The organism is Mesorhizobium sp. M0045 (assembly GCF_040323385.1).
Taxonomy (GTDB): Bacteria; Pseudomonadota; Alphaproteobacteria; order Rhizobiales; family Rhizobiaceae; genus Mesorhizobium.
Genome location: NZ_JAMYUY010000009.1, coordinates 103,047 through 124,965 on the forward strand (window position 1 = coordinate 103,047; position 21,919 = coordinate 124,965).

Below are 21,919 nucleotides of genomic sequence, written 5' to 3' on the forward strand. Positions count from 1 at the left end.
GACAAAACGGCAGCCTGCAAGGCCTTTTGATTTGAACAGAATCGAACGACACGAAAACGGGCGGCATTATCATATGAGCGTCTGGCCGAGATGGCTGGCAGCGGTGATTGTTGCCGTCGGGTTCCTTGCAGCGGCGGCAACCGGCGCCAGCGCCGAGACACGTTCGCTGAAGCTCTATCATCTCCACACGCATGAAAAGGCGGAGATCGTCTACAAGCGCAACGGCCGCTACGACCAGGCGGGCTTGCGAAAGATCAACATCATCCTGCGCGACTGGCGTCGCAACGAGCCGACCAAGATGGATCCGCGTCTGCTGGACCTGGTCTGGGAAGCGTACCGGGAGAGCGGCGCCACCGATTACATCCAGGTCGTCTGCGGCTATCGTTCGCCGGCCACGAATTCGATGCTGCGCAGCCGCAGCAGGGGCGTCGCCGAGAAGAGCCAGCACATGCTCGGCAGGGCGATGGATTTCTACATTCCCGGTGTCCCATTGAAGAAGCTGCGTGATATCGGCCTCAGGATGCAGGGCGGCGGCGTCGGCTACTATCCCAGCTCCGGCTCGCCCTTCGTGCATATGGATGTCGGCAATGTGCGCCACTGGCCCGGCATCAGCCGCCAGGAACTGGCGCGCGTGTTCCCCAACGGCAAGACGCTGCATGTGCCGAGCGACGGCAAGCCGCTGCCTGGTTATCAACAGGCGCTCGCCTCCTACAAAGCCCGCAAGGGCGCCGGCGCGCCGGCCATTGAGCTGGCCAGCGCAAGCGGCGGCAAAAAATCCCACGGGTTCCTGGCAGCCTTGTTCGGCGGTGGCGAGGACGAGGCGGACGACAGCGCCGATGTGGCGATGGCCGAGCCGGCACCAAGGCCCCGTAACGTGAAGCCGGCGCCGTCCGCCAAGAGCAGCAACCTGCCTGGTATTGCCATCGTGGCGCCTCAGGATGCCAAGCGCGCCGAGATTCCGGAAGTCGCCGATGCTCCGGCGCCTGAACCGGAGAACGACACGCCGGAGACGATCATCGCGGCATTGCCGGCGCGCAGCATTCCGCTGCCGGATTTTGCTCCGCGTCCGAAGACCGACGTCGGCGCTCAGCCGCCTGAAAACGTTCCGTTCGGCGTGGCGGATGCGGCTGGATCGACTGAACAGGCGGTGGCGACCGCGCAAACGCCGGCAAGCGTGGCGCCGGCAAATGTTCCGTTCGGCATGGCAGACGCGTCTGCTGCGGCCGGCCCGGTGCAGGTCGCGGCAAACAACATTCCCGTGCCGAGCTGGCGGCCCGATCATTCGCTGCCGGCCGACCTGTCACCGGCGGGTCTTGCGCCGCAGGACAAGCAAGTGTTGCTGGCGCTGGCGAGTGCGACAGAGCGGAGCAACACCGCCACCGACGCATTCTCGGTATTGCCGTCGGCGCGGCCCGACACTTCCCAGCCCGACGAGGTCAAGGCCGTTCTGGAAAGGGTCAGCGCGACCGACGAATACAAGGTCGCGTCGCTTTCCGAGCAAGCATCGGTGTTCGAGGAACCGGCTAGCGACGACCGGGCATCGAACGACGGGGCATCGCCACGCGAGGCCATCGTTGCCCGCCCGGCCGGCTCCGATCCGGCTGCCGTCATCGGTGCAGGCGTGAAGACCACACGCAAGGAACCCAGGGCAACCGCCCGCGACCTGAAACCCGGCCCCAAGCCGGTGGTGGTCGCCGCCGCGCCGCAGGCCGCCCGTTGGGCGCTGCACAGCGGTGAGTATGTAGCAACCGTTTCAGATGCGACAACGGCGCCGCGCTACGCCTACGACTTCGTCCGTACGGCGCCGAGCGAGGTCTATACGGTAGGCTTCCAGCCGGGCAACGAGATGGCCGACGCCAACCGGTTCACCGGCAAGGCCGTCAAGTTCATGTCGGTGGCACGCTTCAAGACCGAGTAGGCCGCGCTCGGCACCTCGCGCGGCTGCCTCCACACCGGCACTGGATTCCTTCATCCCGGGATGCTAACCAGCGGTCAGCATTCTCCCGCTTCGTCTAATGGTAGGACAGCGCCCTTTGAAGGCGTGAATCGTGGTTCGAGCCCATGAGCGGGAACCAGCCGGCGAACCAGGTCGGCCAGATCGGCGGCGACTTTTGATGCAGATGATGCTAGCGCCCGAGCTTGCTTGCCGCGCGTGCCAAGGCTTCGATCTCGTCCCATTTGCCGGCCTTGACCAGATCGTCCGGCGCCACCCAGGAACCGCCGACGCAGATGACGTTGGGCAGGCTGAGATAGTCGGCGGCGTTCTTGCCGGTGATACCGCCGGTCGGGCAGAATTTCACGTCGGCAAGCGGCGAGGCGAAAGCCTTGAGCGAGGCAATGCCGCCCGACTGTTCGGCCGGGAAGAATTTCAGAAAGCGCAGGCCGGCTTCGCGCGCGGCCATGACCTCTCCCGGCGTGATGGCGCCGGGCAGCAACGGCACATCGCTGTCCTTGGCTGCCGCGAGAAGCTCGCGGGTGATGCCGGGGCTGACGATGAATTTCGAACCGGCGGCCGCCGCCTCGCCGAACTGGCGGGCGTCCAGGATGGTGCCGGCGCCGACGACGGCGTCTTCGACCTCGCCCGCCACCCGGCGGATCGCCTCCAGCGCGTCGGCGGTGCGCAGCGTAATCTCGATCGCCGGCAGGCCGCCGCGGGCGAGCGCCCGGGCCAGCGGCACCGCGTCGGCGGGATTGGCGATCTTCAGCACCGGTATGACCGGCTGGCCGTTGAGGAGCGACAGGAGCTTTTCGGTCGTGCTGGGCATTCGTCGTCTCTCCTATGTTGATCAAGTCGACCGGTTAGCAGAAGGCGGTTTTTCTGTCCACGAAACGCGGCGTGTCGCGATGTCACGCGTGATGTTCGAAACGCACCCGCGGTCAGACCGCTCCCGGCTCTGCCTTGATCCGGCTGCCGTGAGCGTTTAGTGGCTTGGCGATGACACTGCCCAGCCAAGCCTTCCGCGTTGCCGCGCTTTACCGCTTCGCCCGGCTCGACACCTTCGAGGCGCTGCGCGCGCCGCTTGCTGCCTTCTGCTGCGCGCGCGGCATCAAAGGCACGCTGCTGTTGGCGCGTGAGGGCATCAACGGCACGGTCGCCGGCAGTGAAACGGCAATCGCCGCGCTCATCGATCATCTCGAATGCATCGACGGTCTCGCCGGCCTCGAGATCAAATTCAGCAGCGCCGCAACGATGCCGTTCCACCGCATGAAGGTGCGGTTGAAGCGCGAGATCGTCACCATGGGCGTGGACAATATCGATCCGGCAGCTGCAGGAACCTATGTCGCGCCGGCCGACTGGAATGCACTGATCTCGGATACGGGTACCATCGTCATCGACACGCGCAACGCCTACGAGGTGTCGCTCGGCACCTTCAAGGGCGCTGTCGATCCCGCCACCAACAGCTTCCGCGAATTCCCGGCCTGGGTCGAGCAGCATCGGCACGAGCTCGACGGGCGCAAGGTCGCCATGTTCTGCACCGGCGGCATACGCTGCGAGAAGGCGACGGCCTATGTGAAGTCGCTCGGTTTGGAGCATGTGTTCCACCTCAAGGGCGGCATTCTGAAATATCTCGAGGACGTGCCCGCCGAACAGAGCCTCTGGCAAGGCGAATGCTTCGTCTTCGACGAGCGCGTTTCGGTATCGCACGGGCTGGTCGAAGGCGAGGCCGAACTCTGCCGCGCCTGTCGGCATCCGCTAGCCGCAGAAGACCGGCTGTCGCCGAGATATGCTACCGGCGTTTCATGCCCGCATTGCTTCGATGCCCGCTCGGACGAAGATCGCGCCCGTTACGCCGAGCGCCAGCGCCAGGTCGAGCTGGCGCAAGCACGCGGCTACCGCCACATCGGAAGTTAGCTCACGTGAAGCAACTTCACGTCAAGCAACAGAGAAGCGATCGATGACCCACAGCCATGTCCCGTCGTTCTGCCGGCGCGCCACCTCGGTGGTGATCGTGCCGTCGGGAAGCCGGGTCGAGGTGAGCGCCAGGTCGCCATTGATGACAGCCGGACGCTGATCTCCGGATTGAAATTTTCGGCCGGTTGCGGTGATCTCCGCGAACAGCGCCCGGATGGCTTCGCGGCCGAACGTCAGCTGTCCGCCACCGCTGTCGATGACTGCATGCGGCTCAAAAAGCGCGGCCATGCCGTCAATGTCTCCGATCCATTGCCGTGAAATCAGCAGGCGCTCCAGTTCCTGGGGGTCGCGTGCCGGTTCGCGGTCAGTCTCATCGGTCATGCCAGGCTCCTCTCAAGCGACATGCCGCGACATTAGTCGAAGTCGAGGGCGGTTTCGACACGTCCAATGTCCAAAGCGCCGCCTGTTTTTTGAGCACGGAAGGAGGCTGCAGCACTTTGAGTTCCGCGTGAAATCCCAGCAGATGTCGGTGCGAGGTCATGCGTGGCGACGGGCAAAAGGATGCACCCGTCATTGTAATGTCAAACTGCGGGACCTAGGTCTTCGACGTCCAAACCTGCCCGCGCACCTTCGGCCGGGCCAATTCTGGAGGCATAGATGTTCGATCCCAAGAAGCTCCTCGACGATCTGCTCGGCTCGCAAATTCCTGGCACCGGATCGACCGTCCGCGACAAGGCCGGGCAGGCGGTGCAGATGGCCAAGGACAATCCGCTTGCAGCCGGTGCGCTGGCCGCGGTGCTGCTCGGAACCGGCCCAGGCCGTCAGGTCACCGGTGCGGCGGTGAAGCTTGGTGGGTTGGCTGCGATCGGTGGCCTCGCCTACAAGGCCTACCAGAACTACAAGAACGGCAACGCGCCGGCCGAGACGCAAGCTGCAGGCGAACCGGAATTGCTGCCGCCGCCGGCCGATACCGCCTTCCATCCGTCGCAAGCGCCGCAGGGCGAAGACGAATTCACGCTGACGCTGGTCAGGGCGATGATCTCGGCGGCGAAGGCTGACGGTCACGTCGATGACGAAGAGCGGCAGAAGATCGCCGGCAAGCTCAGCCTCGCCGGCGTCGGCGCCGAAGCGGAGAAATTCCTGATGTCGGAACTGGAGGCGCCGCTCGATCTGGATGTGCTGATCGCAGGGGGCAAGACCGATGCGCAAAAGCTGGAACTCTACACCGCCTCGCGTCTTGCCATCGATCCGGACACGCGGGCCGAACGCGGCTATCTCGACCTGCTTGCCGGCCGTCTCGGCCTGCCGGATGCACTGGTCGACCATGTCGAGGCGACGGTGACGGCGGCGAAGGTGCCGGCAGCGGGCAGCACAGCCAAGCCGGTCGCAGGCTCGCGCTGGTAGCTCGAAAGAGGAAGCCTGGGAACTCGGCGCCGTTGGCGTTAGCTTCTCGTTAACCGCGGAAGCGCATGATTTCAGGCAGTCGGATCGGCTTTCCTCCTCCCGTGCCCGGTTCGGATCAGGGGCGGTCGCCAACGGCCGCCCTTTTTGTGAGCACAGGCTTTGGGCCGGCTTGCCATGGTTCCCGCCATTTGCGATGCCTCATTCCTTTCAGGGAGTACAGCCATGACCGACTATAAAACCGCCATCGTCACCGGCGCCGGCACGGGCATCGGCAAGAGCGTCGCCACAGCGCTGCTCAAGGCCGGCTGGAATACGGTCTTCTGCGGTCGTCGCAAGCCGGTGCTGGAGGATGCGATCGCCGCGGCCGGGCCGACGCAGGCCAAGGCATTGGCCTTTGCCTGCGACATCAGCAAGGCCGATCAGGTCGACGATCTGTTCGAGACGGTGGCTGCGGCTTTCGGGCGCGTCGACCTGCTCTTCAACAATGCCGGCACGAGCTACAAATCGACATTGATCGACGACATCCCGGTCGAAGTGTGGAACGACATCGTCGGGGTCAATCTCACCGGCTCGTTCCTGTGTGCTCGCGCCGCGTTCGGCGCCATGCGCAGGCAGCAGCCGATGGGCGGCCGCATCATCAACAACGGCTCGGTATCGGCCTATGCGCCACGGCCGGGCTCGGTGCCCTATACGGCGACCAAGCACGCCATCACCGGGCTGACCAAGACGCTGGCGCTGGACGGCAGGCCCTTCGACATTGCTTGCGGTCAGATCGACATCGGCAACGCGCTGACCGACATGGCGCAAGCGATGACGGTCGGCGTGCCGCAAGCCAACGGCACCATTGCCGCCGAAGCGGTGATGGATGTCGAGCGCGTCGCCGATGCGGTCCTCCATATGGCCAGCCTGCCGCTCGACGCCAACGTGCTGTTCATGACCGTGATGGCGACGAAGATGCCATTTGTCGGGCGAGGCTAAATCAGTCTCAACCCGGTCCTAAATCAGGGCCGGGTGACCGGAAGCGGCACGCCGGGTAAATATAGCGAAATCGGGCGGATTTCGTAGACGGCGGTCGGATTGACGCGGCGAAGGTCGCGCGCAATATCGATAGCGGCGTCACGGTTGGCGCAGTCGACGACATAGAGCCCCAGCAATTGTTCCTTGGTCTCGGCGAAGGGGCCGTCGATAACCATTCCGGTGCCTGGCCCGCGCAAGGTGCAGGCGTCTTGTGTCGCGCCGAGCCGGGCCGCAGGCCCAAGGGTGCCTTGACGGTAGAGCCGATCGTTGATCTGGAGAAGATCGGTCATCAGCGCCGCATCCTGCTCAGGCGTCAGCGCCGTGATCGCTTCTTCCTCGTGATAGGCAAGAATGGCATAGAACATCTGGCGTCTCCTTTCGTCGTCCTCACTTCGCCAGGAACGCCTCGATCCGCTCCAGCGCGCGCAGGATGTTCTCTTCGGAATTCGCGTAGGACAGCCTGACATAGCCTTCGCCGAGAATGCCGAAATCGGGGCCGCCGATCAGCGCCACGCCGGCATCCTCGAGCAGCGCCGAGGCGAGCTTCTTGGCCTTCCAGCCGGTCTTGGAAACATTAGGGAAGGCATAGAAGGCGCCTTTCGGCGTGATGCATGAAACGCCCGGCAAGGCATTCAACCCCTCAACCACGACCTTCCTGCGGCGGTCGAAGGCGCGCATCATCTTGTCGACGTCGTCCTGCGGGCCGTCAATGGCGGCTATGCCGGCATACTGGCTCGGCGCGTTGACGCAGGACCAGCAATTGACCGCCAGCTTGCGCACCTTGTCATAGAGATGCGCGCCCTTGTCGCCGTTCGGCCAGATCGACCAGCCCATGCGCCAGCCGGTCATCGCCCAGGTCTTCGACCAGCCGTTGAGGACGATCAGCCGATTACGGATTTCGGGGAAGGTGAGCAGCGAACAGTGCGTCTCGCCGTCATAGGTCATCACGTCGTAGATCTCGTCGGAGAGGATGGCGACGTCCGGGTGTGCTTCCAGGCCCCTGACCAGCTTCTCGATCTCGGCTCGGGGGGTGACGCCGCCGGTCGGGTTGGCAGGCGAGTTGAGGATCAACAGCCTGGTCTTCGGGGTGATCAGCGCCAGTGTCTCCGCAGCCGAAAAGGCAAAGCCGTTCTCCTCGCGCATCGGCACCGGGATGGGGGCAGCGCCAGTGAACTCGATCATCGAGCGGTAGATCGGAAAGCCGGGATCAGGATAGAGAATTTCGGCGCCCGGCTCGCCGAACATCAGGATCGCCGCGAACATTGTCGGCTTGCCGCCGGGCAGGATCATCACCGCTTCCGGCGAGACTTCGACGCCGGTGGTGGCCAGTGTGCGGCGTACCACCGCTTCGCGCGTCGCCAGCAGGCCGTTGGCCGGCGTATAGCCGTGATGGCCGTCGCGCAGCGCCTTGATCGCCGCCTCGACGATATGCTGCGGCGTCTTGAAGTCGGGCTGGCCGATGCCGAGATTGACGATGTCGCGGCCTTGATGGGCCAATAATGTCGCCCGCGCGAGCACCGCGAATGCATTTTCCTCGCCGAGGCGGTCGAAGGCCGAAATCGTGTGGAGCATTTTTCCCGTCCGTGTGGTTCTTTCAGCGAGCGTGCGTTTTTGTGAGCGTCCGCCCGAAAAAGTCAACGGATCGGAGCTTCGCGTGTCGGAAAATCTCAAGAATTGGCAACCGCGCCCGCGGCCCGAACGCAAGGTGCTGGAGGGCCGCACCGTCAGGCTGGAGCCGCTCAACGCCGAAAAGCACGGCGACGGCCTGTTCGAGGCCTCGTCGGTGGCCGATGCCGGCGATCGCTTCGCCTGGCTGCCCGACTACCCACCGCAGACCCGTGCCGCCTTCCAGCCTTGGCTGGACAAGGCCGAAGCCAGCGAGGACCCGCTGTTCTTCACCGTGATCGACAAGGCCAGCGGAAAAATTGCCGGACGCCAGACGCTGATGCGCATCGACGCCGCCTATGGCGTGATCGAGATCGGCAACATCTATTGGGGTCCGCTGATCTCGCGTAAGCCGGCGGCGACGGAAGCGCAGTTCCTATTCATGAAATACATCTTCGATGAGCTTGGCTATCGCCGCTACGAATGGAAATGCAACAACCGCAACGAGCCGTCGAAGCGCGCGGCGGAACGTTTCGGCTTCAAGTTCGAGGGCATTTTCCGCCAGCATCTTGTGGTCAAGGGCGAAAACCGCGATACCGCGTGGTACTCGATCATCGACAAGGAGTGGCCGGCATTGCGCAGAGCCTATGAGGCATGGCTCGATCCGGCTAATTTCGACAGCGATGGCCAGCAGAAGCGGCGGCTCGAGGATTTTCGCGCTGAGTTCGGCGCCTGACCATGATCCCCGAAAAGTGAACGCCGGTTTTCGGATAAGATCATGGTCAAACATGAAGACAGAGCCTCCGTTCCGAGTCTGCCGGGATGGATCAGGCTCTAGCAGGAGCTCATAGATGGCGCATACCCACGACCATGCTGCGCAGGGCCACGACCACAGCCATGGCGCAGGTCATGTGCACGGCTCGACCGACAAGAAGCGCGTGCTGATCGCTGCTTGCTTGACCGCCGGCTTCATGGTTGCGGAGACGCTGGGCGCCATCTTCACCGGCTCATTGGCGCTGCTGGCGGATGCCGGCCATATGCTTGCCGATTGCGTCGTGCTCGGCCTTGCCTGGTATGCCTTTCATCTTGCAAGCCGGCCGGCCACCGTGCGCCTCACCTATGGCTTCGGCCGGGTCAAGACGCTGGTCGCCTACACCAACGGCATCGCCATCTTCGCCATTGCGCTGTGGATCGTCTACGAGGCTTGGGGCCGCTTGCAAGCGCCGGTTCCGGTGCTCGGCGGGCCGATGCTGGTCGTCGCGATCGCCGGCCTGCTGGTCAATCTCGGCTCGTTCTACGTGCTGCACGGCGGCGACCGCGGCAGCCTGAATATGCGCGGCGCCATCCTGCACGTGCTCGGCGATCTGCTTGGCTCGGCGGCGGCGATGGTCGCGGCGCTGGTGATCCTGGCGACGGGCTGGACACCCATCGATCCGATCCTGTCGATCCTGGTCTCGCTGCTGATCCTGTCCACGGCCTGGTCGCTGATGCGCGAGGCTGCCCACGTCCTGCTCGAAGGCGTGCCTGCAAGCCTCGACCGCGACCTGATCGCGAGGGACATCGAAGGCTCGATCAAGGGCGTGCGCGAGGTGCATCACATGCATGTCTGGTCGCTCGACGGCTCCAGCAACATGGCGACGTTGCATGCCTGCCTCAACGACGGCGTCGACGCGCATATGGCGGTAAGCGCGATCAAGAAGCGGCTTGCGGCGGAACATGGCATAGCCCATGCCACGGTCGAACCGGAATTCGGTCAATGTGCAGACAGACATGAGCATGATGACGAGCACGAGCATGCGCATGACACGGCAGCGCACCGCGGCCATTATCACTGACTTCGGGAGTTCTGGGCATTGGCAACGATCGACATGAACTCTCGCCGCCCTGGCGCCGCGTGATGGACCGCGACACTCGCAATGCGGCGATCGGCGCCGGCTGGGTTTTGCTGCTGTTCGGCATCGCAGCCTATTATCTTCCAACAGTGATGCTGGCGGTCGGCAAGATCTCGACGGTTCTTGCCGGCGTCGTCGCGGCGATCTTCATGGTGGCAATCTTCGTCGTGTTCTGGCTGCGTAGCCGCAGCCAGCGCAAAAAGGGAAAGTGACATGCGCATTCTGATTACCGGCGCGGCAGGCATGGTCGGCCGCAAACTCATCGCCAGGTTGGCCAAGGACGGGGCGCTCGGCGGCCGCAGGATCGCCGCGCTCGATCTTCACGATATCGTGCCGCCGCAAGCGCCGGTGCTCGAAGGTGTCGGCATTACCCTCCACACCGGCGACCTTGCCGCACCGGAAGCGACCACAAATCTGGTCGCGCTGCGCCCCGACGTGATCTTTCATCTCGCCGGCGTGGTGTCGGGCGAGGCGGAGGCCAATTTCGATCTCGGCTACCGCGTCAATCTCGACGGCACAAGGGCGCTGTTCGATGCCATAAGGCTGGCGGAGTTTGCGCCGCGTGTTGTCTTCACCTCGTCGATCGCCGTGTTCGGCGCACCGTTTCCCGATGTCATTCCGGACGAGTTCCACCCAACGCCGCTGACCTCCTACGGCACGCAGAAGCTGATCGGCGAGGCGCTGCTTGCAGACTATACGCGGCGCGGTTTCTTCGACGGCATCGGCATCAGGCTGCCGACCATCTGCGTCAGGCCGGGAAAGCCGAACAAGGCGGCCTCGGGCTTCTTCTCCGGAATCATCCGCGAACCGCTGAGCGGCCATGAAGCGATCCTGCCGGTGCCGCGCTCCGTCGTCCACACACACGCCAGCCCGCGTTCGGCGGTGAATTTCCTGATCCATGCGGCTCAGATCGACGGTGCCGCCGTCGGACCGCGCCGCAACCTGACGATGCCGGGCGTCGCCGTCAGCGTCGGCGAGCAGATCGAAGCGCTGGAGCGTGTCGCCGGCGCCAAGGCGGTGAAACTGATCCGCGAGGAGCCCGACGAGACGATCTGGGCTATCGTCAAGGGCTGGCCGACACGCTTCGAGGCGCAGCGCTCGAGGGACCTTGGCTTTGCCGCCGAGACGAGCTTCGACGAGATCATACGCGTCCATATCGAGGACGAGTTGGGCGGCAATATCCCTAGTTAAAGCGCTCCGATCGGACGCAACGAGGTCAGGCGCCGGTCAGGCTGGCCGAGAGCAGCAGCAGGCCGAACAGGAAGACGAAGGCGGCGCCGCCGATCTCGACGAAGGAATGGATGCGGTTGCCCATGCGGCCGTCGCCGGCGAAATACACCGCCCAGTTCTTGGCGGTCACCGCAAGCGTTGCCAGGGCCGAGACGGTGATTGCGGTGCCGAGGGCCATGGCCAGCACCGACAGGATGCCGCCGAACCATAGCCCGTTCAGCAAGGCGAAGCTCAGCACGATCAGCGCGCCGGAGCAGGGGCGGATGCCGACGGCAGCGACAGCCGACCAGGCCGTGCGCCAATCGAAGCGATCGCCCGAAAGCAGCGCCGGGTCGGGCGCATGCGAGTGGCCGCAGGTCTCGCAGACCTCGCCAGCCGCATGGCTGTGGTGATCGTGCGCAGCATGGGCGTGGCCGTGTGCGCCGTGGTCATGATGGTCATGCGCATGGTCGTGATCGTCATGCGCATGAAGCGCGTGGGAATGTGCCGCATGGGCGTGCGCGGAATGTGAGTGGCTGGCATGTGAATGGCCGGCATGGGCAGCCGAGAGGCTGTAGCCAGGGCTTGCGCCGAACAGGCGAAGGATGGCCGGGCCGGCCTTGCGCCACAGCAGCCAGGCGCCGAACAGGGTGACGAAGACATAGCTCATGATTTCGAGGAACCATGCGGCGTCGGTCATCGAGACAGCGGTGCCGCGCAACACGAAATAGGCGAGCAGCATCACCACGATCGCGGTCAGCGCCTGCAGCAGGGCCGAGACGAAGGACAGCATGATGCCGCGCTTGAGCGCCACCTCATTGGCCACCATGTAGGACGAGATCACCGCCTTGCCGTGACCGGGGCCGGCGGCGTGGAAAATGCCATAGGCAAAGGACAGGCCGATGAGCAGCCACAGCTTGCTGCCATCCTGGCGCATCGCCTTCATCGCGCCGGCAAGCGCATGATAGAATTCCTGCTGGCGCAGATTGATCCACATCAGGATGTGCGCGAACGGGCCGGTGGCGGTTGGAGCCATGCCGTCATTGGTGCCGATGCCCAGCGAACTCTGGGCGTGGGCCGAGCCGAGAAAGTGCGTCATCACCAAGGTGGCGGCCAGAAGACCGAATGCCAAACGCAGGGACGGTTTCGCCACTGGATCTATCCTTCCGGCTGACAGGTCAGTTCAAGCTTGGTGGCAAAGATCTTGCTCATGTCGGTGCCTGTCGGATCGTTGAAGAAGGCCTCGGTCAGGGTCTTCTGGTTCTCGGCGATCGCCTCGTCCGGGTTGGGGCGGACAACCTTGCTGGTGCAGGCCGGCGGCAAGCCATCGACCTGCAGATTGGCATCCTCGGTGAAATCGATCGCGGTGTAGAAGGTCGGATCGTAGACGCCGATATCGATCTTGCCGCTAAGTTTGATCGGCACCTTCGGTTCGGATTCAAACAGGATGATCAGCTGGTCATTATCGAAATTGGCCATCAGATGCGGCGGCGGGGTCATTGCCACGTCCTTGCCGTCGACGGTGACGAGCTGGAAGTAGTTGAATTCGGCAAGCGAGGCATGGACGGTGTCGGCAACATCCTTCAGCTCCTTGTCGTCGAGCTTCAGGTCGGAATTCTTGTCGAACTCCATCATCACCGTGCTCGAAAACAAATCGTCGAACCGCCAGACATGGCGCAATGCCTTCACAGTTTGGTGATCCGGGCCCAGGACCACTTCGAGGCGGGCTTCGGCGAAGACGTGGGGATGCACCTCAGCCGGTCCGACGGCGGCAAACGTCGCGGTCAAGGCCGAAGCCAGCATGGTGGCTTGCTGTTTCAGGTGCATTCTCGGTCGCGATTCAATCGGCTTCGGTGAATTGCCGACAGTTACCAGAAAGGGGGCGAAAATGGGACCGCAAGGCGGCTGAAAGCTCATGCGTTGTCCAGCGCCTTGAACCACTGCACCAGGAAGTCGACGAAAACGCGAACTTTCGCAGGCAGATAGCGCCGGTGCGGATAGACGGCGAAAATGCCGCCGCCAGGCAGGATGCGGTCATCCAGCGCAGTCACCAGCTTGCCGTTTTCGATGTCGGGCGCGGCGATGAAATCCGGCAGGATGGAAAACCCCAAGCCCGCCACGGCCGCCGCCCTTGCCGTCATCGGGCTGTTGACCTCCATCGGGCCGGAGACCGAAACGCTCACCGTATCGCCGCTGTCGCCCTTGAAAGGCCAGTTGGTCAGCCAGCGGCCATTGGTGTCGATAATGCAGGGCACACGGGCCAGATCCTGCGGCCTGACCGGCATGCCGTGCTTGGCGATCAGCTCGGGAGACGCGCAAAGCCGCACCGAAAACGGCGCCAGGCGCCTGGCGATCAACGAGGAATTTTCCAGCCGCGAAATGCGCACCGCCAGATCGAAGCCCTCCTCGACCAGATCGACGAAACGGTCGTCGAGTTGAACGTCGAGTACGATATCGGGATGCTGCTTGGCGAAGTCGATCAGCGACTGGCCGATCGGCGCGTCGGCGAAAGTGCGCGGCGCCGACAGCTTGATCCTGCCGCGCACGTCGCCGGAGGATTCGCGCACCGCATCGGCAAGGCTGTCGACCTCGCGCACGATCTCCGAGGCGCGCCGGTAATAGGTGTGGCCCGCCTCGGTCAGCGAGAATTGCCTGGTGGTCCGATTGAGCAGCAGCGCGCCGAGTTCGTCCTCCAGTTCGCGCACATATTTTGACAGCAGCGCCTTCGAGCGGCCGATCTTGCGCGCCGCCGCCGAAAAGCCTTCGGCCTCGACCACGTCGATGAAGGCGCGCATGCGGGTCAGCGTATCCATGTCATGCGCCTCCCTGGTAAGCTGAAAGGATGCGGGCGGCCAGCGCAATCAACTGCCGGTCGCTGTTCTTCGGACCGAGCAGCGAAAGCCCGAACGGCGCCCCGTCGACCTTGCCGAGCGGCAGCGTGATCTGCGGAAAGCCGGACAGGCCGGAAAGACACAGCAATCTCAGCGCGCGCTCGCGATAGGCCTGCAAATCGTCGAATGACGCGGCCTTGAGAGGCGCGGCACCCGGAGCGGTCGGCAGCACAAGAACGCCGTCATCGCCAAGCAGGCCGGCAACCTCGAGGCGAAACGAAACGCGACGTTCCGTTTCACGCTGTGCGGTTGCCGCGTCGATGGTCGCGCCGTGCTCGAAACGCTCCTTGACCCCGGGTCCGAGCATGCGGTCGCCGCCGGCGATCCAGGCGCCGTGACTTTGCCAGGCTTCATAGCCTTGCAGTTTGCGGAAGCACCAATAGAGATCGTCGGTGGAATGCGACAGCGGGCCGACGGTGCGCGGAGCGCCCAGCACGGACGCGACACTGCGGATCATCGAGCGATATTCCGCGGCCTCCAGCGTGCCGAGCACGAGGCCGTCCAGTGCATCGAGAGCGATGGGGCGCCTCAGTTCGTGGCGATGCGGATCGTCGCCGAGCAGCAGCGTGCCGACCTTTTCGTAGATGACGATGTCGCTTGCGAACCAGCCGAACGTGTCCAGCGAAGGCGCCAGCGGCATGGCGCCGTCGAGCGAGATGCGGCCATGCGTCGTCCTCAGGCCGATCAGGCCGCAGAAGCTTGCCGGCGCACGGATCGAGCCGCCGGTGTCCGATCCGGTGGCGATGTCGGCCAGCCTGCCGGCGACTGCCGCGGCAGAACCGGAGGACGAGCCGCCGGTGACGCGGTCGGGTGCTGCCGGGTTGACCGGCGACGGGAAATGCGCGTTCAACCCCAGCAGGGAAAATGCGAGTTCGTCGGTCTGCGTCTTGCCGACGAAACGCGCACCCGAATCAAGCAGCGCCTGGACGGCCGGCGCGGTCGCCATCGCCGGTGAAGCGTCCCGGTATTTCTGCGGATTGCCGCAGCCGGTGCGGTAGCCGGCGACATCGAAGATGTCCTTGACGGCCAGCCGCAAGCCGGCAAGCGGGCCGGATTGCGCATTGGCTACAGGGATTGGATCAAGGTCGAGAAAAGCGTTCAGCGGGCCGCGAGTGCCTGTCATGCGTTCGATATCCGGATGTGCTTGCCGCAGCATTTTTCTTCTGGTTGCCGCAGCATTGTTCGATGCCACAAATTTTACAACCTGCCATACGATTTTTATTGATTGTGAAATCTTTCGATCTTATATCGCGCTTGCCCAAAGTCGCACGTGCCTGTGGGTGTCCGCCGATCCTCGAATGGTGAGGGCAATCGGTAAGGTAACTGGAGCCAACCCCTCCAGTCGGTTTAGCGGCCAACCGCCAACCGAGGACACCTTGAAGCAACGACGGTGCGGGCCTTTCTGGTGTTCTGCCGGTCGTCCAAAGACCGGGGTTACTGAAGAGGCACACCTTCATTGCCGGCAGTGCGGACGGGTCTCCCATCCAAGCCAAGGCAGACAAAGCGAACCGAGGCCGGGCAAGGCCAAGGTTCACCGCCGCGAGACGGCGCTTCATGGTTCCGGGGTCTCCACCGGCTGGTTCCATGGAATTGACGTCCCGCCTTTGTCCACCGCGTGTTCGCGGGGCCGAGAGCCCGCGTCCGCAAGCCTTTGTGCGCGCCGAAAGGCGCTGATGGAGAGACCTGATGGCTACCCAGCGCATCCTTGACTTTCTCGCCACCCGACGTCCGAACGGCCCGTGCCTCGTCGTCGACCTCGATGTCGTGCGCGACAATTTCCGCGCCTTTGAGAAGGCGCTTCCCGATTCCAAGGTCTACTATGCGGTGAAAGCAAATCCGGCGCCGGAAATCCTGCGCCTGCTTGCTGCGATGGGCTCGTCCTTCGACACCGCTTCCGTTGCCGAAGTCGAGATGGCGATGGACGCCGGTGCGCCGGCGGACCGCATCTCCTTCGGCAACACCATCAAGAAGGAGCGCGACATCCAGCGCGCCTACCAGCTCGGCATCCGGCTGTTTGCGGTGGACTGCGTCGAGGAAGTCGAGAAGATCGCACGCGCTGCTCCCGGCGCCCGTGTGTTCTGCCGCGTCCTGACCGACGGTGAGGGCGCCGAATGGCCGCTGTCGCGCAAGTTCGGCTGTGTGCCGGCGATGGCGGTCGACGTGCTGCGCCATGCCAAGGCGCTCGGCCTCGACGCCCATGGCGTGTCGTTCCATGTCGGCTCGCAGCAGACCGACCTGACCGCCTGGGACCGCGCGCTCGCCGACGCCAAGAAGGTATTCGCGACGCTGGCCGACGAAGGCATCGTGCTGAAGATGGTCAATATGGGCGGCGGCTTCCCGACCCGCTATCTCAGGGATGTGCCGGTGGCGCAGGCCTATGGCCAGGCGATCTTCTCGGCGCTCAGGAAGCATTTCGGCAACGCCATCCCCGAGACGATCATCGAGCCGGGCCGCGGTATGGTCGGCAATGCCGGAGTGATCAAATCGGAGGTCGTGCTGATCTCGAAGAAGGCCGACAACGACAATGTGCGCTGGGTGTTCCTCGACATCGGCAAGTTCGGCGGTCTCGCCGAGACGATGGACGAGGCGATCCGCTATCCGATCGTCACCGCGCATGACGGCAGCGAGACCGCGCCTTGCGTGCTCGCCGGCCCGACCTGCGATTCGGCCGACGTGATGTATGAAAAGACGCCGTATCCGCTGCCCTTGTCGCTGACCATCGGCGACGAGGTGCTGATCGAGGGCACCGGCGCTTACACCACGACCTACGCCTCGGTCGCCTTCAACGGCTTCGAGCCTCTCCGATCCTACGTGATCTGAAGGCTTCGGCCCTCAGATCACCCCGAGGTGGGCGCCTGTCGCCCGCCCGGGTTCGCCTGTGGAACAGATCTCCGCTCGTGAAGGATCGCGGAAATGGACATTGTAGATTTCGTTGTTGAAGGCGCCGCGGGAATCTCCCCCCTTGAGGGGGAGATGGCCGCGAAGCGGCCAGAGGGGGTCGCCGCGCGTGAAGCGCCGACGTTCTTCGTCCACGATAGGGTGTCGCGTCAGGACGGGCCGACCCCCTCTGTCGCCTGCGGCGACATCTCCCCCTCAAGGGGGGAGATAACCGGCGCTTTTGCGATCGTCGCCGAAACTGCGGCAGATATTGCATCGCGCGAGGCTTTGCTCGATCGCGCCATGGGGCCGAAGCGCCGGAAGAAGTCGTCGGAAAAGCTGCGGCGCGGCCGCCGGCCGTCGGAGGGCCTGGCCTTTGTCGCGCGCGACGCGTCGGGCACTGTTGCCGGCACCGTGCGGCTGTGGGACGTGGTGCTGGGCGAGGGCGGCAAGGCAGCGCTGCTGCTCGGTCCGCTTGCGGTCGATCCGGCGCTGAAAAATGCCGGCATCGGCTCGGCGCTGATGCGCCATGCCGTCACTGAGGCCGAGCGCCTTGGCCATGCGGCGATCCTGTTGGTCGGCGACGCGCCCTACTACGAGCGCTTCGGGTTCTCGGCCGAAAAGACCGGCTCGCTGGCCATGCCGGGGCCTTACGAGCGGCACCGCCTGCTGGCGCGGGAACTGGTTGTCGGCGCGCTCGACGGCGCGCAAGGCACGCTGAACGCGGCCGGGCGCAAGCTGAAGGCACAGCGGCTGCCGCTCGCTGCGTGACGGATCAGAAACAAGCCGCCCATTGCACGGCGGCTTGTTTTCATCCCGGACCGGAGTGGATCAGCCGATCAGCTGGCTGAGCGCCATGGCGACGCTCATGTCGCCTTCGACCTTTATCTTGCCGGACATGAAGGCCATGGTCGGGTTGAGATCGCCTGAGATCAGCGAGTCCAAATCGTCGAGCGACAGCTTTATCGTGCAATCGGCCGGCGCATCGGTGGTCGAGACATCGGCGCCGTCGATGACGATGACGCCGTCGCTGCCGGTGTCGAATTTCACGGAACGGTCGAACCCGGCGCTCGCCACGCGCGCGCTGATCTTGTCGGCAATTTCCTGAACGCCCATGGCGGTTCTCCTCGTCTCATTGCGTTTGTCGCACGTTGGCACTTCGACCCGGGACTCTTCGATCTGGCCGAAGTCGCCGTCTTGCGCATTTCGCGATCACGGTCGCCGGCGCATATAGCTTCGGGTTGACGTTTACGTCAACGCGGCTCCCCGAGATGAAGATGGGCTTTATCGCCGCAGCATCACGCGGGCATGACACCTTGGCGGCCGGCATGTTGCCATGCGATGCCGCCGGGCGTATCAGGCACCACTCCCCCTTGTATATCGGCGAGCCGCCCGGTGCTTTCCAGAAAAGAACCGCCCAGAAACGAACCGCAAGTCTATGCCCGCCGGTTGCGCGCGGTGCTGATCAGATCTATCCCGCTGCTTGAGGCACGCGGCATTGCCGTGGTCATTCTGGCGGCCCTGGTCGGGATGATGGCGGGTGCGCTGGTCACCGGCATGAGCGGACTGGTGCAGGTCCTGCATCGGCTCATGTTCGGCGTTCAGCCCGGCGGTCGGCTTTCGGCGATGTTTTCGCTGCAAAGGCCGGAGCAGGCGCTGATACCGGCGATCGGCGGCATCCTGCTCGGGCTGACGGTGATCTGGCTGAGAAAGCGGAAGTTCCGCACGCCGGTCGATCCGATCGAAGCCAATGCACTTTACGGCGGCCGCATGTCGCTGACCGACACCTTCATCATCGCCGGGCAGACGATGATCTCGAGCGGCTTCGGCGCTTCGGTCGGGCTCGAGGCCGGCTATACGCAGGTGGGTTCGGGCCTGGCGTCGCGGCTGGCGCGCTTCTTCAGGCTGCGCCGCAACGATGTTCGCATCCTGGTCGGCTGCGGTGCCGCCGGCGCGATCGCCGCCGCTTTCGACGCGCCGCTGACCGGCGCCTTCTACGGGTTCGAGCTGGTCATCGGCATCTACTCGGTCGCCAATGTCGCGCCGGTGATGGCCGCCGCGATCTCAGCCTCGCTGACCGCCGAGGTGTTCGGCGGCGTGCCGTTTCCGCTGGAGCTCGCCGGCCTGCCGGCGCTCACCGTCAGCCAGTATTTGCCGTTCATGCTGCTCGGGCTTCTGGGCGGCGGCGCTTCCATCGCCATCATGCATCTGGTGAGCATGATCGAGCGCGTCTTTGCGCGGCTGTCGATCGACGCCTCGCTGCGCCCAGCTATCGGCGGCGTCATGGTCGGGCTGATGGGCCTGGTCACGCCACAGGTCCTGTCCAGCGGCCATGGCGCGCTGCACCGCGAATTCGCGATGAATTACGGGCTGGCCGTGGTGGCCAGCGTCTTCGTGCTGAAGCTGGCGGCGTCGGCGATCTCGCTCGGCTCCGGCTTCCGTGGCGGCCTGTTCTTTGCCTCGCTGTTCCTCGGCGCGCTGCTCGGCAAGATGTTTGCCGGCGCTATGGCATTCGTCTCGCCGGCGACCGGCATCGACCCGGCCGTCGCCGCCGTCGTCGGCATGACCTCGCTCGCCGTAGGCGTCGTCGGCGGCCCGTTGACGATGACCTTCCTGGCGCTGGAATCGACCCGTGACCTGACGCTGACCGGCGTGGTGCTGGCGTCCTCGCTGATGGCGGCGATCCTGGTGCGCGAAACTTTCGGCTATTCCTTCTCGACATGGCGTTTTCACCTGCGCGGCGAAACCATCCGCAGCGCGCATGATGTCGGCTGGATGCGCAGCCTGACTGTCGGCTCGATGATGCGAAAGGATGTCCGCACCATCGACGCCTCGACGACGCTTGCGGAATTCCGCAAGCAGGTGCCGCTCGGTGCCTCGCAGCGCGTCATCGCCGTCGACGCCGACCTGCATTATGTCGGCGTGCTGATCGTCGCCGAACTGCACAGCCATTTGTCGGACGACGAGAGGCCCGTGCTGTCTTTCGTCAAGTTCAAGGACGCGGTGCTGGTGCCGAGCATGAACGTGCAATCGGCGGCCGAGACTTTTCAGCGCGCCGGTGCCGAGGAGTTGGCGGTGGTCGAGGATTTCACCGATCGCAAGGTGGTCGGGCTGCTGACCGAAGGCCATCTGATGCGCCGCTATGCCGAAGAACTCGACAAGGCGCGGCGCGATCTGTCGGGCGAGGGCTAGCGCACGTAATCGGCTACGTCTTGGTCATCAATGGTAGTGAGACGGTTGTCCCGGTTATCCCCATGCAAGAGGCGGCATCAACGCAGCCTCGACAAGGTCGACCTGCCATGCTTCGGGTCTGCCGGTAATCATCGAAGGAGAGCATCAAGGTGAACGAAGACGCCGCCAGTCCAAGGCCGCTTTCGGAAATTGCCAGCTATCACGCGCACATCTACTATGACGGGCAGGCCGAGCGGCAGCATGCCGAATGGCTGCGCCTGCGCATCGGCGAGCGTTTCCGCGTGCGCCTGGGCAATTGGCGCGACGAGCCGGTCGGCCCGCATCAGCAGGCCATGTACCAGGTCTCCTTCGCCACCGGGATTTTCGCTACGCTGGTTCCATGGCTGATGCTGAACCACGGCGGCCTGAGCATCCTCATCCACCCCAACACCACCAACCCCAAGCGCGACCATCTGGTCGACCCGATCTGGATCGGGCGGCCGTTGGGGGTGAACGGCGAGGTTCTCGGCGAGGACGATGAGGCGGAGGAGGCGCTGGAGGTGAATACGTAGCCGACGGTGGGGGTGTAGCAGGCAATCGCATAGGGCAACCAAGGTCTTCGCTCTACGAGTACCCCCACCCCTAACCCCTCCCCACAAGGGGGAGGGAAACTTCTGTTGGCGCTGACCTCGGCAAATTGCATGCCCTTCCAATGCCAAGGAGGACGTAAAGGTGCGCGGCAGCGTTCCCCCCCTTGTGGGGAAGGTTAGGGTGGGGGCCTCCTCGCAAGAATCTCATATGCGGTTGTCGGGGCGGGCGAAGAGTGCGGTAACTTTGGGCCGGTGTCTGCTTGACGAAGATCGGTGCTCTGTTTGAGAACGGGAGCTGCATGGGCAGACAAGCAAGCGGTGGGGCGACTGTGAGGCGCGTTCTTCGAATACTGGCCGCGCTGACCATGGCGTTCGGGGTGGCCGGCTGCACAAGCATTTCCTACTACGCGCAGTCGCTGGAGGGTCATGTACGGATCATGGCGGCGCGCAAGAATATTGGAAGACTGATCCGTGATCCTTCGACGCCCAGGGCATTGCGCAGCAAGCTGACGTCGGCGAGCGCCATAAGACAATTCGCGACAGATGAACTGGCTCTGCCTGATAACAGCAGCTACCGCAGCTACGTCGACATCCACCGGGACGCTGTGACCTGGGCCGTTTTTGCCGCGCCGCAATTCTCGCTCGCGCCGAAAACATGGTGCTTTCCGGTTTTTGGCTGCGTTCCGTACCGGGGTTACTTCTCCCGGAAATCCGCGACGGACAGCGCTGTCGCGCTTCAGAGACAGGGGCTGGACGTCTACGTCACAGGCATCACCGCCTATTCCACGCTGGGCTGGTCCAGCGACCCGCTGCTCAGCACCATGCTTGGTCAGGACGACACCTATCTCGCAAGCCTTGTCTTCCATGAACTGGCGCATCAGCGCCTCTATGTGGAGGGCGATTCCGCGTTCAACGAGGCTTTCGCGGTTGCCGTCGAAACCACCGGCACAAGGAAATGGCTTCGCGCCGCCGGCGATCGGGCAGGATTGCGCCGCTACGAAGTCGCTCGCAAGCGCAACGCCGATTTTCTCAAACTGGTGGCGAAAACGCGCGACGAGCTGGCCCAGATCTATGGAGGTCCCCGTACCCCGCAGCAGATGGCGGCCGCCAAGGCAGCGGCGATCGACAGGCTGCGGATGCGCTACCGGCACATGCGCGACCGGCGCTGGGCCGGATACCGGGGATACGACCGCTGGTTCGATACGCCGATCAACAACGCCAAGCTCGCCGCGACTTCCGTCTACGGCGAACAGGTTCCGGCATTTCTCCGCCTGTTCGACCTGTGTTCCGGCGACTATCCAAGGTTCTACGCGTCTGTTCGACGGATCGCGGACAAACCGTCCCGCGCCGAAGCGCTGAAGGCGGTGAAAAGCTGTGATTGAGTTGAACAGGCGCGGCGGGCTGGGTATC

22 protein-coding genes and 1 tRNA gene are annotated in these 21,919 nt (G+C 64.2%); 14 read left to right on the forward strand and 9 right to left on the reverse strand.

The window, feature by feature from the left end:
• The first annotated feature begins 73 nt into the window (after positions 1–73).
• Entirely contained in the window at positions 74–1,918 is a 1,845-nt protein-coding gene (gene mepK, locus NKJ72_RS16485) for a peptidoglycan L,D-endopeptidase MepK (RefSeq protein WP_352478247.1), read from the forward strand.
• An 83-nt stretch (positions 1,919–2,001) separates the two neighbouring features.
• Positions 2,002–2,075, forward strand: a tRNA-Gln gene (locus NKJ72_RS16490).
• 51 nt (positions 2,076–2,126) lie between these two features.
• Here the strand turns inward: NKJ72_RS16490 and NKJ72_RS16495 are convergent.
• On the reverse strand, positions 2,127–2,765 hold the full coding sequence (locus tag NKJ72_RS16495; RefSeq protein WP_352469543.1) for a 2-dehydro-3-deoxy-phosphogluconate aldolase: 639 nt from the start codon (positions 2,763–2,765) through the stop codon (positions 2,127–2,129).
• A gap of 170 nt (positions 2,766–2,935) precedes the next feature.
• On the opposite strand from NKJ72_RS16495, the gene trhO reads away from it, so the two are divergent.
• Positions 2,936–3,853 (forward strand): oxygen-dependent tRNA uridine(34) hydroxylase TrhO, encoded by a 918-nt coding sequence (gene trhO / locus NKJ72_RS16500; RefSeq protein ID WP_502901851.1) that lies wholly within the window; start codon positions 2,936–2,938, stop codon positions 3,851–3,853.
• Positions 3,854–3,874: 21 nt separating this feature from the next.
• On the opposite strand, the gene NKJ72_RS16505 is transcribed toward trhO, so the two are convergent.
• Positions 3,875–4,234: a YybH family protein gene (locus NKJ72_RS16505; protein WP_352478251.1), complete on the reverse strand. Its 360-nt coding sequence runs from the start codon at positions 4,232–4,234 to the stop codon at positions 3,875–3,877.
• A gap of 276 nt (positions 4,235–4,510) precedes the next feature.
• Here NKJ72_RS16505 and NKJ72_RS16510 point away from each other — a divergent pair, with 276 nt between their 5' ends.
• Both NKJ72_RS16510 and NKJ72_RS16515 read left to right on the forward strand, forming a co-directional pair.
• The gene (locus NKJ72_RS16510) at positions 4,511–5,257 is read left to right on the forward strand and encodes a tellurite resistance TerB family protein (protein ID WP_352478252.1); all 747 of its coding nucleotides are present in this window, start codon (positions 4,511–4,513) and stop codon (positions 5,255–5,257) included.
• A 222-nt stretch (positions 5,258–5,479) separates the two neighbouring features.
• Complete coding sequence (locus NKJ72_RS16515) at positions 5,480–6,235, forward strand: SDR family oxidoreductase (RefSeq protein WP_352478254.1); 756 nt, start codon at positions 5,480–5,482, stop codon at positions 6,233–6,235.
• A 23-nt stretch (positions 6,236–6,258) separates the two neighbouring features.
• Here NKJ72_RS16515 and NKJ72_RS16520 read toward each other — a convergent pair whose 3' ends face one another.
• Positions 6,259–6,639 carry a YciI family protein gene (locus tag NKJ72_RS16520; RefSeq protein ID WP_254816974.1) on the reverse strand — a complete coding sequence of 127 codons (381 nt, stop codon included), beginning with the start codon at positions 6,637–6,639 and terminating at the stop codon, positions 6,259–6,261.
• A 22-nt stretch (positions 6,640–6,661) separates the two neighbouring features.
• A complete protein-coding gene (locus NKJ72_RS16525; RefSeq protein ID WP_352478256.1) occupies positions 6,662–7,846 on the reverse strand; it encodes a pyridoxal phosphate-dependent aminotransferase in 1,185 nt (394 codons plus the stop codon).
• An 82-nt stretch (positions 7,847–7,928) separates the two neighbouring features.
• On the opposite strand from NKJ72_RS16525, the gene NKJ72_RS16530 reads away from it, so the two are divergent.
• The 4 genes from NKJ72_RS16530 (at position 7,929) to denD (ending at position 10,962) form a co-directional block, all read left to right on the forward strand.
• Complete coding sequence (locus NKJ72_RS16530) at positions 7,929–8,615, forward strand: GNAT family N-acetyltransferase (protein ID WP_352478258.1); 687 nt, start codon at positions 7,929–7,931, stop codon at positions 8,613–8,615.
• A 115-nt stretch (positions 8,616–8,730) separates the two neighbouring features.
• Positions 8,731–9,714, forward strand: coding sequence for a cation diffusion facilitator family transporter (locus NKJ72_RS16535; protein ID WP_352478260.1), 984 nt, complete (start codon positions 8,731–8,733; stop codon positions 9,712–9,714).
• A 62-nt stretch (positions 9,715–9,776) separates the two neighbouring features.
• Positions 9,777–9,983, forward strand: a complete 207-nt coding sequence (locus NKJ72_RS16540) for a hypothetical protein (protein ID WP_352478261.1) — start codon at positions 9,777–9,779, stop codon at positions 9,981–9,983.
• A 1-nt stretch (position 9,984) separates the two neighbouring features.
• The gene (denD, locus tag NKJ72_RS16545) at positions 9,985–10,962 is read left to right on the forward strand and encodes a D-erythronate dehydrogenase (RefSeq protein ID WP_352478262.1); all 978 of its coding nucleotides are present in this window, start codon (positions 9,985–9,987) and stop codon (positions 10,960–10,962) included.
• A 25-nt stretch (positions 10,963–10,987) separates the two neighbouring features.
• On the opposite strand, the gene NKJ72_RS16550 is transcribed toward denD, so the two are convergent.
• From NKJ72_RS16550 to NKJ72_RS16565, 4 genes are all read right to left on the reverse strand, one after another.
• Positions 10,988–12,142 (reverse strand): nickel/cobalt transporter, encoded by a 1,155-nt coding sequence (locus NKJ72_RS16550; RefSeq protein WP_352478427.1) that lies wholly within the window; start codon positions 12,140–12,142, stop codon positions 10,988–10,990.
• Entirely contained in the window at positions 12,139–12,807 is a 669-nt protein-coding gene (locus NKJ72_RS16555; protein WP_352478263.1) for a DUF1007 family protein, read from the reverse strand. Before NKJ72_RS16555 ends, NKJ72_RS16550 begins: the two co-directional genes overlap by 4 nt.
• Positions 12,808–12,893: 86 nt before the next feature.
• Positions 12,894–13,793 carry a LysR family transcriptional regulator gene (locus NKJ72_RS16560; RefSeq protein WP_352478264.1) on the reverse strand — a complete coding sequence of 300 codons (900 nt, stop codon included), beginning with the start codon at positions 13,791–13,793 and terminating at the stop codon, positions 12,894–12,896.
• A gap of 1 nt (position 13,794) precedes the next feature.
• Positions 13,795–14,994 carry an amidase gene (locus NKJ72_RS16565; RefSeq protein WP_352478265.1) on the reverse strand — a complete coding sequence of 400 codons (1,200 nt, stop codon included), beginning with the start codon at positions 14,992–14,994 and terminating at the stop codon, positions 13,795–13,797.
• Between the two features lie 563 nt (positions 14,995–15,557).
• Here NKJ72_RS16565 and odc2 point away from each other — a divergent pair.
• Positions 15,558–16,691, forward strand: coding sequence for an ornithine/lysine decarboxylase (gene odc2 / locus NKJ72_RS16570; RefSeq protein WP_352478266.1), 1,134 nt, complete (start codon positions 15,558–15,560; stop codon positions 16,689–16,691).
• Between the two features lie 264 nt (positions 16,692–16,955).
• A complete protein-coding gene (locus tag NKJ72_RS16575; protein WP_352478428.1) occupies positions 16,956–17,519 on the forward strand; it encodes a GNAT family N-acetyltransferase in 564 nt (187 codons plus the stop codon).
• A 60-nt stretch (positions 17,520–17,579) separates the two neighbouring features.
• Here NKJ72_RS16575 and NKJ72_RS16580 read toward each other — a convergent pair whose 3' ends face one another.
• Positions 17,580–17,864, reverse strand: coding sequence for an SCP2 sterol-binding domain-containing protein (locus tag NKJ72_RS16580; protein ID WP_352478267.1), 285 nt, complete (start codon positions 17,862–17,864; stop codon positions 17,580–17,582).
• Positions 17,865–18,197: 333 nt separating this feature from the next.
• Between NKJ72_RS16580 and NKJ72_RS16585 the strand changes: the two genes are divergently transcribed.
• From NKJ72_RS16585 to NKJ72_RS16595, 3 genes are all read left to right on the forward strand, one after another.
• Complete coding sequence (locus NKJ72_RS16585) at positions 18,198–19,940, forward strand: chloride channel protein (RefSeq protein ID WP_502901852.1); 1,743 nt, start codon at positions 18,198–18,200, stop codon at positions 19,938–19,940.
• Between the two features lie 149 nt (positions 19,941–20,089).
• Positions 20,090–20,491, forward strand: coding sequence for a DOPA 4,5-dioxygenase family protein (locus tag NKJ72_RS16590; RefSeq protein ID WP_352478271.1), 402 nt, complete (start codon positions 20,090–20,092; stop codon positions 20,489–20,491).
• A gap of 383 nt (positions 20,492–20,874) precedes the next feature.
• Entirely contained in the window at positions 20,875–21,891 is a 1,017-nt protein-coding gene (locus tag NKJ72_RS16595) for an aminopeptidase (RefSeq protein ID WP_352478429.1), read from the forward strand.
• Positions 21,892–21,919 lie beyond the last annotated feature (28 nt).